A 9,146-nucleotide genomic window follows, 5' to 3' on the forward strand; every position below is an offset into this window, starting at 1 on the left:
GTCGAATGCGCTGTTTTTGCCGCGCGGTCCGCCCGGTCGTCGGCGAACGTGGCGTCGTGAACGAGCAGGTCGGCGTCCTCGGCGGCGTCAACGGCCTGCTCCGTGGGGCGGGTGTCCCCGGTGTAGACGAATCGGCGGCCGGGGCGGGGGTCGCCGACGACCTGTTCGGGGAGAACGACGGTGCCGTCCTCCAACTCGACGGGGGTGCCGGAGTGGAGTTGCTGGAATTTCGGGCCGACGGGAACGCCCAATTCCTCGGCGTGGTCGCGGTCGAAACGGCCCTTCCGTTCGTCCTCGACCAGCGCGTAGCCGAGCGAGTTGGCGTCGTGGTCGGTTCGGAAGGCGCGGACCTCGTAGTCGTCGCGCCGGACGGCGACCTCGCCGGGTGCGACTTCCGTGATGTGGATGGGGAACGAGGGTTGATGACCCGCCGTTCGAACGAGCGAGTCGATGGCGTCGCCGGTCCCGCGCGGCGTATATATCATGAGCGGGTCGTCGCGGTCGTTGAAGTACCACGTCTGGATAAAGCCGGGAATCCCGAGGATGTGGTCGCCGTGGAGGTGCGTGACGAACAGATCGGAGATGGTGAATCCGGTCCCGAAGCGCATCATCTGGCGCTGGGTTCCCTCCCCGGCGTCGAAGAGCAAGCGGTCGCCTTCCCGGTTGACGAGAATAGAACTCGGGTTTCGCTCCGTCGTCGGCACTGCCCCACTGGTTCCGAGGAAGGTAACGCGCATCGACATCTACTCGCAATTCGCGGGCGGACGATTAAACAGCCTTCGAAACCGCTTCCGAAGCCGTCCTCGTCGTTCGAAATCCCCGTTGTCGGTCAGAACGTGGCAGATGAAATCGCGGAACGTCCCGCTTCGCCGCGTTTCGGGGGCGTTCGAGGGATCCTCCGCAACTTCGACTTAACCCGGCGAATCGGCGTCTTAACCCGTGAACGGTCGAACCGGTTTATCCGACATCTCGTCGTCACGTCGGACGCGGAATGGGAGAGATATGACACGAATCCCGAGAACAGTGAGTGCTGTACTCGTGTCCCTTCTCGTCGTCTTCGCCGGCGGTGTTGCGACATCGCTAGCGACGTCGGGCGGTGGTGGGGGAGCAAATACAGCACCGGAAACGCAGGTTACGAGCCTGAACGATGTCACTCAGATGAATACATCGCAGGCAAACGTAACGATAGACAATCAACAAAGTGACGGCGAGACGATCGTCATCTCGTCCGTGACCATGGAGAAGGGTGGCTTCGTCGCCATCCACGACCAGAGCCTGCTCGACGGGAACGTCGTCGGCAGCGTGGTGGGCAACTCCGTTTACCTCTCACCGGGAACGCACAAGAACGTCACCGTGACGCTCGCACGTCCCATCAACGAGAGTCAAACGCTCATCGCCATGCCGCACATGGACACGAACTCGAACCAAGTGTACGACTTCGTCATCGGTAACGGGACCGTCGACGGACCGTACACCGCGAACGGCACGGTCGTCATCGACCAGGCGCTGATTTCGGTCGGCCAGCAAGGCGGAGCGGGGAACGCGACGAACGAGACGAACGCGACCGGACAGCAGTTCGTCTTCCACGTCAAATCGTTCTCCATCGCCGACTGGTCGTTCGTGGTCGGGACCGACCCGACCCCGGACCGAACCGAGGTCATCAAAGGAGTCCACCTGAAGGACGAGACGGTCCGCATCAACGCGACCGCTTTGCTCGAAAACAAATCGGCAAACTACGTCGTTCAGAACGGACCGAGCGTCTCGAAGGACGACCTGAAGCGGGCGTCCGAACGCGCCAAAGCGGCGGCAGCGGGCAACGCCAGTAGCGTTCGCGTGGAGCTCCGCGACATCTCGGTGCAGAACACGACGTTCGTCGTGGAAGCGCCGGGGAACGTGAGCCTTCCCAACCTCGCGCCCTACATGCCGGGCGGGCCGGGGATTCCGGAAGGACCGACGTCCCCGTCGAAGTTGAACGCGAACGTCACGTTCGACAACCAGACCAGCGATGGGCAGACGGTGACGGTCGATTCGGTCACCATGTCGGAGGGTGGCTTCGTCACCATCCACGACGCGAGTCTGGCGGACGGGAACGTCATCGGTAGCGTGGTCGGCACCTCGCAGTACCTCGGGCCGGGAACGCACAAGGACGTCACCGTGACGCTCGACAAACCGTTGACCGAGAGCCAGACGCTCATCGCCATGCCGCACCTCGACACCAACCGAAATCGTGTGTACGATTTCGTCACGTCGGGCGGCACTGCGGACATCCCGTACATCGTGGACAACAACATCGTCATTGACCCGGCCTACGTGACGGTGCAGGGCGGTGGCGCGACGACGACTACGACGGAACAACCGACGACCACGTCGACCACGACCGGTGCGACGACGACATCGGCCGCGACCACGACGGCCGCAACGACGACTGCTGCGACCACGACTGCGACGCCGACGACCACGTCAACCACGTCGCAGGCCGGTGGGGAAACGACCACGTCGCAGGCAACCACGACCAGCGAAGCCAACTGTGGCTGTGGTGGAGCGGCGACCACGCAGACGACTACATCGCCGACGACACAGGCAGGTACCACGACGAGCACGCCGAGTACGAGTACGACGACCACGTCGCCAGCGACGACGACGACGGCACAGCAGACGACCACGCAGACCACGAGCGGGAACATGGAGAACGTCAACGACCTCGGTCCGTCGTTCGACGTGCAGAGTCTCAGCGCACCGGAGAACGTGACGGTCGGTGACACGTTCACCGTGAAGGCGACGATCAACAACCCGACCGACCAGACGCTCACGCAGGCCGTGGACTTCCGAATCGAAGGGAACGTCGTTCAGCGGAAGAACGTCACCCTCTCGCCCGGACAACAGACGGGCGTGAGCTACGAGGTCGACAGCACCGGTGTCGAACCCGGAACGTACACGCACGGCGTGTACACCCGTAACTTCGGCAAGATTGCGACGATAACGTTCGAGTCGGCCGGTAACGCGACGACCACGACGTCGGCCGCAACGACGACACAGGAGACCACGACAGCAGGGACGACGACACAGGCAGGAACGACGACGAGTACGAGTGCAGGACCGAGCACGACCGCGACGACGACTTCGCAAGCGACCGCGACTGCACAACCGACGACGAGTGCCGGTACCGCGACGACGCAGAGTGAAACAACGAGTGCTGGAAACGCGACGATGACCGAGCAGACGACGACCCAAGCAGGAACGACCAGCGCCAACGCGACGAATTCGAGCGTCATCGGTTCCGTCTTCAGCGCCATCGGGAACCTGCTATAGGTCATCAACCGCTTCTTTTGTCGAGATCGATTCAGCGTGCGGCGCAACCGACCGATTCTTGTCCGGCGACTTCGTAGAAAACGCCAATGGAGTCGCCGCTGTGGACTGAAACGCACGCGCCGGACCTCGCCGACCTGCCCCAACCCGAAGTCCGCGACTATCTGGAGCGGGCGGTGAACGAGCCGATAAACCTCGTCATCCACGGCCCGGAGGGGAGCGGGAAGACCGCCGCCGTGCGAGCACTGGCCCGCGAGGCACACGACGACCCGGACAACGACCTCGTGGAGATCAACGTCGCCGACTTCTTCGACCGAACGAAGAAGGAGATTCGGGAGGACCCGCGGTTCTCTAATTTCCTCCAGGGGCAGACGGAGTTCTCCAAGCAGTACCGACAGGGGTCGGGGAAAAATAAGTACAAGCGCAACTGGTCGAAGCGCGAGATGATAAACCACGTCCTCAAGGAGTACGCGGGCTATGCGCCCTCCAGCGGGAGCTACAAGACCATCGTCCTCGACAACGCCGAATCCATCCGCGAGGACTTCCAGCAGGCGCTTCGCCGGGTGATGGAACAGTATCACGAGACGACGCAGTTCGTCATCACCACGCGTCAACCGACGAAGCTCATCCCGCCGATCAAGTCGCGGTGTTTCCCCGTGGCGATGCGGAAACCGACCAGCACGGAGATAGAGGAAGTCCTCACGGGGATTCTCGACGCCGAGGGCGTCGAGTACGACGAAGGCGGCGTGCAACTCATCTCGGGCTACGTGAAGGGCGACGTGCGGAAGGCCATCCTCTACGCGCAACTGCTCTACGAACAGGAGGGCCAAGTCAGCAGCGAGGATTACGAAATCATTCGCAACTTCGGTATCAGCGGCCGCATCGGCGACATGCTCGACAAGGCCGAACGCGGCGATTTCAACGACGCCCGCAAGGACTTGGACGACCTGCTCGTGGACGACGGCTACAGCGGCGAGGAAGTGCTCGAAGCCATCATGGACGCCTTCCGGCAGAACCGCTACTCCGGCAACGAACTCGCCGAACTCGTCGTCCTCGCCGCCGAGGTGGACATGGACTTGGCACAAGGGACGAGCGACAGGTTGCAGATTTCCCACCTGTTGGCGGAGTTGGGGACGGCGTAGAGGCGAGCGAGGTCGGTTATTTTACGAGAGAAATCGTCCAAGCGATACGATCCGGATACTTCAGGTTCGTTCTTCGTTTCCGTATTCCGACCTCGCCACCATCGAATGCCGAAGACCAAACCGAGTATCATCAGGACCATGCTGAACAGGCCGATGACGATGTCCAACACGCCGTCGAGCGCGGTCGATATCTGAAACAAACCGTATGCCAACCAGAGGAAGGAGAGCGCTATCGTTCGATACAGTCGCTGACGCGAGCGGGTGCCGTTCCGATACTGAACGACACCGACGACGAGGAGGGCGAACCACGCCACCGCGATGACGGTGCCGACGGTGGCGTCAGAAAATCCGAACACGGTGATCACGTCCATACCAGTGATCGATAGTCAGAAAACAAACTCTTTCTGCCCGCGAAAACGAAACGAAGCTCGAAAAGAGCCGTTCAGTCTACGAGACGTTCGATTTCCGTCACGAGGATGCCGCTGGCTCCGAGTTGTTTGACCTCGTTGATGGTCTCGAACACGTCCTGTTCGTCCACGACGGTATGGACGGCGACCTTGCCGTTTCCGGCGATGTCCATGACCGTCGGGCCGCCGAGGCCGGGAATCACTTCTCGAATTTCGTCCAGTTTGTCCTCGGGCGCGTTCATCATGAGGTAGCGTTTGCCCTCGGCGGAGATGACCGACTGGAGCGCCATGGTGACCTGATCGACCTTGTCGTCGCCGACCACGTCGTCGCGGGCGAACAGTCGAACCGAACTCGCCAACACCTCGTCGATGATGCCGAGGCTGTTGACGCGCAGCGTCGTGCCGGTGCTCGTGATGTCGATGATGGCGTCGGCCATGTCGACGTGCGGCGTGAGTTCGGTCGCGCCGGAGACCTCCACGATTTCGGGGGAGACCTCGGTTTCCGCGAAATACTGTTTTGCGACGTTGGGGAACTCGGTGGCGACGGTCTTGCCTGCGAGGTCGGTTACCTCCTTGATGTCGCCCTCTTCGGGTGCGGCCAACACGAGTCGGCACTGGCCGTAGCCCAAATCGAGGAGGTCCGAGACGTTGCCGGGGTTTGCCTCCTGCATTTGGTCGAGGCCGGTGATGCCGAGGTCGGCCGCGCCGTCGCTCACGTACTCGGGGATGTCGGCGGCGCGGGCGAACAGCAGCGTCACGTCCGGGTCCACTGTGTTCGCGTACAGCTTGCGGTCCGCACCGTCCACGACATGCAGCCCGGCGTGTTCGAGCAATTCCATCGACGGGTCGTGCAACCTGCCCTTGTTGGGGACCGCGATTCGCATTATCTCCGGGTCGGTGGGCCAGACGGATTACTCTTACTTTCCCGGCGAGCGCTCGTTCGACCCCAATCCACCAAGGTCTTGAGATGCGGCGAACAATCGAAAACCATGACGACGCTCCGAATCGCTGGCGGGAAGGTACTACGACCGGATATGACCGTCGAACGCGCCGACGTGTTGGTTGATCAGGACGAAGGGACGATCCTCGACGTCGGCGACGTTTCGGACGCCGACGAGACCCTCGACGCGGAGGGGGGCCTCGTGATTCCGGGGCTCGTGAACGCCCACTGCCACGCCGCGATGACGCTCCTGCGCGGCTACGCAGACGACAAACCGCTCGACACGTGGCTCCGGGAAGACGTGTGGCCGGTCGAGGCCGAACTGACGCCGGAGGACGTCCGTGCCGGAACGGACCTCGGTCTGTTGGAGATGATCAAATCCGGAACGACCGGATTCGCGGACATGTATTTCGAGATGGACCAAGTCGCCGAAGCGGTCGAGAAGGCAGGCCTCCGCGCCCGAATCGGCCACGGCGTGGTCACCATCGGACGGGACGAAGACGCCGCGCGCGAGGACTTCCAAACGAGCCTCGACATCGCCCAGGAGTTCGACGGCGCGGCGGACGGTCGCATCTCGACCGCGGTGATGCCACACAGTCTAACCACCGTCGGTGAGGAGTATCTGGACGAGTACATCCCACGCGCCCGCGAAGCGGGAGTTCCCGTGCACTATCACGCGAACGAGACGCGTGACGAAGTCGCGCCCATCGTCGAGGAACGAGGGGAGCGCCCGCTCGAATACGCCCGCGACAAGGGGATGACCAAGGAAGGGGATTTCGTCGCACACGGCGTCCACGTCAACACGACGGAAATCGAACTGCTCGCGGAGACGGGCACGGGCGTCGTCCACTGCCCGGCCTCGAACATGAAACTCGCCAGCGGGATGGCTCCCGTACAGGCGATGTTGGACGCGGGCGTCACCGTCGGACTCGGAACCGACGGCGCGGCGTCGAACAACGACCTCGACATGTTCGACGAGATGCGCGATGCGGCCATGCTCGGCAAACTCGCCGCGAACGACGCCAGCGCGGTCCCCGCCGAAGAAGTAGTGAAGATGGCGACCGTCGGGAGCGCGGACGCTATCGGCGTCAACAGCGGCCGAATCGAGAAAGGGGCGAACGCCGACCTCGCCGTCATCGACCTGTCGGCACCGCACCTCACCCCGCACCACGACCTCGTCAGCCACCTCGCCTACGCCGTCAACGGGAGCGACGTTCGACACACGATTTGTGACGGACGGGTTCTGATGGAAAACCGCGAGGTGTTGACGTTGGACGAGGACGCCGTCCGGGAGGCCGCCGAGGAGAGGGCACACGAACTGGTCGCACGCGCGACGGAGTGAATTCGGAAGGGCGTCTCTGTCGGAGGAGCGTCGCTCGATTTTTCCTGCTACCGACTCGATAACGACAGAACACGGGTGGATAGCCAGTCCTCTTAGCGACGGAACGGCCAGTCCGGTGGAAAGTTTTACAGACATCAAGGAAAGAGTACTTTCCATGGAAACCGCAGACGAACGCGCGCTCGAAATCGGTCGCCGAAGTTCTCGGACGGCGTACATCGCGCTATCGGCGTTGCTGTTGGCGGTCGTGGTGGCTCACGTCTACCAGCACGGCTTCGACAATTTCGAGAAGGTTCGGTTCGAATTTCTCGCGTTTCTGCTCGGACAGGCAGTCTACTTCGGGTCGGGACTGTACTACAGACGCGTGATGTAGCGATGGAAAACGACCTCAAAGTCAGGCGGGCGAAAGCCGACCTCACGCAGGCCGACCTCGCGGACGCGGTCGATGTCTCCCGCCAGACCATCAACGCCATCGAGGGAGGGCGATACGACCCCAGCCTCGAACTCGCGTTTCGACTGGCGGGATACTTCGACTGTTCCATCGAGGGCATCTTCGACGCGCCGGACGACTGATCGCTGGTTACGATCCGAATCCCTGTTTTCTTCGGTACCGTTTTCAACGCGCTCGCCCATCTCGCACGTATGGCAGACTATCCGCCGATAAGCGAGCAACTGGACGATCTGGAGTCCGCTCGCGTCGAGGGGCACCGCAAGATGGACTGGGCGCGCCAGCACATGCCGATCATGACGACGATTCAGGAGGAGTTCGTCGCCGACAAACCGCTGGAGGGCCAGCGAATCGGCATGGCGATGCACGTCGAGGCGAAGACCGCGGTTCTCGTCGAAACGCTCGCCGAGGGTGGCGCGGAAGTCGCCGTCACCGGCTGTAACCCGCTCTCGACCCACGACGACGTGAGCGCCGCGCTGGACGAGCACCCGAACATCACCAGCTACGCGAAGCGTGGCGTGGACGACGAGGGCTACTACGAGGCCATCGAATCCGTTATCGACCTCGAACCCACCATCACCGTGGACGACGGCATGGACATGGTCGCCGCCATCCACGAAGATTATCCGGAACTCATCGACACCGTCATCGGCGGGTGTGAGGAGACGACGACCGGCGTCCACCGACTCCGCGCGATGGACGAGGACGGCGCGCTCGACTACCCCGTCTTCGCCGTCAACGACACGCCGATGAAACGCCTGTTCGACAACGTCCACGGGACCGGTGAATCCTCGCTGGCGACCATCGCCATGACGACCAACCTCTCGTGGGCCGGGAAGAACGTCGTCGTCGGCGGCTACGGCTACTGTGGCAAAGGCGTCGCGAAAAAGGCGGCGGGCCAGAACGCGAACGTCATCGTCACCGAAGTCGAACCGCGCCGTGCGCTCGAAGCCCACATGGAGGGCTACGACGTGATGCCGATGGCCGAGGCCGCCGAGGTCGGCGACGTGTTCATCACGACGACGGGCAACCGCGACGTCATCACCGAAGAGCACTTCGAGGTCATGAAGGACGGCGTCCTGCTCGCCAACGCGGGTCACTTCGACGTGGAAGTCAACCTCAACGACCTCTCGGACCTCGCCGTCGCCGAGCGAGACGCCCGCGACGGCGTCCACGAGTACGAGATGGCGGACGGCCGCCGACTCAACGTCATCGCTGAGGGCCGCCTCGTCAACCTCGCCGCGCCCATCGCGCTGGGCCACCCAGTCGAAGTCATGGACCAGAGCTTCGGCGTGCAGTCGGCCTGTGTGCGCGAGATGGTCGAAAACGGCGAGAAGTACGACGCTGGCGTCCACGACGTTCCCGACGACCTCGACAAGGAAATCGCCGAAATCAAACTCGACGCCGACGGCGTGGAGTTCGATTCCCTCTCCGACGAGCAGACGGAGTACATGGGTAGCTGGCAGCACGGAACGTAGAGGGGTTTCGCGTAGTTTCGGTTGCTAAACATTCGTTTTGGGAAGTTGTAGTCAGGTTTGTTGAAGGAGCAATTACTGAGAAGCAG

Annotated in this window: 8 protein-coding genes; 6 read left to right on the plus strand and 2 right to left on the minus strand. The window is 62.6% G+C overall.

Annotated elements, in window-relative coordinates:
* Positions 1–743 (minus strand): ribonuclease Z (rnz, locus tag WBV42_RS02100; RefSeq protein WP_423984562.1); only part of this gene is annotated, 743 nt, incomplete at its 3' end.
* A 415-nt stretch (positions 744–1,158) separates the two neighbouring features.
* On the opposite strand from rnz, the gene WBV42_RS02105 reads away from it, so the two are divergent.
* Both WBV42_RS02105 and WBV42_RS02110 read left to right on the plus strand, forming a co-directional pair.
* Positions 1,159–3,309, plus strand: a complete 2,151-nt coding sequence (locus WBV42_RS02105; RefSeq protein ID WP_423984563.1) for a DUF7282 domain-containing protein — start codon at positions 1,159–1,161, stop codon at positions 3,307–3,309.
* 86 nt (positions 3,310–3,395) lie between these two features.
* Positions 3,396–4,448, plus strand: a complete 1,053-nt coding sequence (locus WBV42_RS02110) for an AAA family ATPase (protein WP_423984564.1) — start codon at positions 3,396–3,398, stop codon at positions 4,446–4,448.
* A gap of 442 nt (positions 4,449–4,890) precedes the next feature.
* Here WBV42_RS02110 and hisG read toward each other — a convergent pair whose 3' ends face one another.
* On the minus strand, positions 4,891–5,739 hold the full coding sequence (gene hisG / locus WBV42_RS02115) for an ATP phosphoribosyltransferase (protein WP_066140523.1): 849 nt from the start codon (positions 5,737–5,739) through the stop codon (positions 4,891–4,893).
* Positions 5,740–5,844: 105 nt separating this feature from the next.
* Here hisG and WBV42_RS02120 point away from each other — a divergent pair, with 105 nt between their 5' ends.
* From WBV42_RS02120 to WBV42_RS02135, 4 genes are all read left to right on the plus strand, one after another.
* Positions 5,845–7,137 (plus strand): amidohydrolase, encoded by a 1,293-nt coding sequence (locus WBV42_RS02120; protein WP_423984565.1) that lies wholly within the window; start codon positions 5,845–5,847, stop codon positions 7,135–7,137.
* Between the two features lie 154 nt (positions 7,138–7,291).
* Complete coding sequence (locus WBV42_RS02125; protein ID WP_066140517.1) at positions 7,292–7,507, plus strand: hypothetical protein; 216 nt, start codon at positions 7,292–7,294, stop codon at positions 7,505–7,507.
* 2 nt (positions 7,508–7,509) lie between these two features.
* Positions 7,510–7,707 (plus strand): helix-turn-helix transcriptional regulator, encoded by a 198-nt coding sequence (locus WBV42_RS02130; protein WP_423984566.1) that lies wholly within the window; start codon positions 7,510–7,512, stop codon positions 7,705–7,707.
* Positions 7,708–7,776: 69 nt separating this feature from the next.
* Positions 7,777–9,060 carry an adenosylhomocysteinase gene (locus WBV42_RS02135; RefSeq protein WP_423984567.1) on the plus strand — a complete coding sequence of 428 codons (1,284 nt, stop codon included), beginning with the start codon at positions 7,777–7,779 and terminating at the stop codon, positions 9,058–9,060.
* The last annotated feature ends 86 nt before the right edge of the window (positions 9,061–9,146 follow it).

This window comes from Haladaptatus sp. (genome assembly GCF_049589095.1).
In the GTDB taxonomy this organism is placed as follows: Archaea; Halobacteriota; Halobacteria; order Halobacteriales; family Haladaptataceae; genus Haladaptatus.

Excerpts from the sequence above, each read along its gene's own strand:
- WBV42_RS02105 (WP_423984563.1), top strand. The coding sequence starts at position 1,159 with ATGAATACATCGCAGGCAAACGTAACGATAGACAATCAACAAAGTGAC.
- WBV42_RS02110 (WP_423984564.1), top strand. The coding sequence starts at position 3,396 with ATGGAGTCGCCGCTGTGGACTGAAACGCACGCGCCGGACCTCGCCGAC.
- hisG (WP_066140523.1), bottom strand. The coding sequence starts at position 5,739 with ATGCGAATCGCGGTCCCCAACAAGGGCAGGTTGCACGACCCGTCGATG.
- WBV42_RS02120 (WP_423984565.1), top strand. The coding sequence starts at position 5,845 with ATGACGACGCTCCGAATCGCTGGCGGGAAGGTACTACGACCGGATATG.
- WBV42_RS02125 (WP_066140517.1), top strand. The coding sequence starts at position 7,292 with ATGGAAACCGCAGACGAACGCGCGCTCGAAATCGGTCGCCGAAGTTCT.
- WBV42_RS02130 (WP_423984566.1), top strand. The coding sequence starts at position 7,510 with ATGGAAAACGACCTCAAAGTCAGGCGGGCGAAAGCCGACCTCACGCAG.
- WBV42_RS02135 (WP_423984567.1), top strand. The coding sequence starts at position 7,777 with ATGGCAGACTATCCGCCGATAAGCGAGCAACTGGACGATCTGGAGTCC.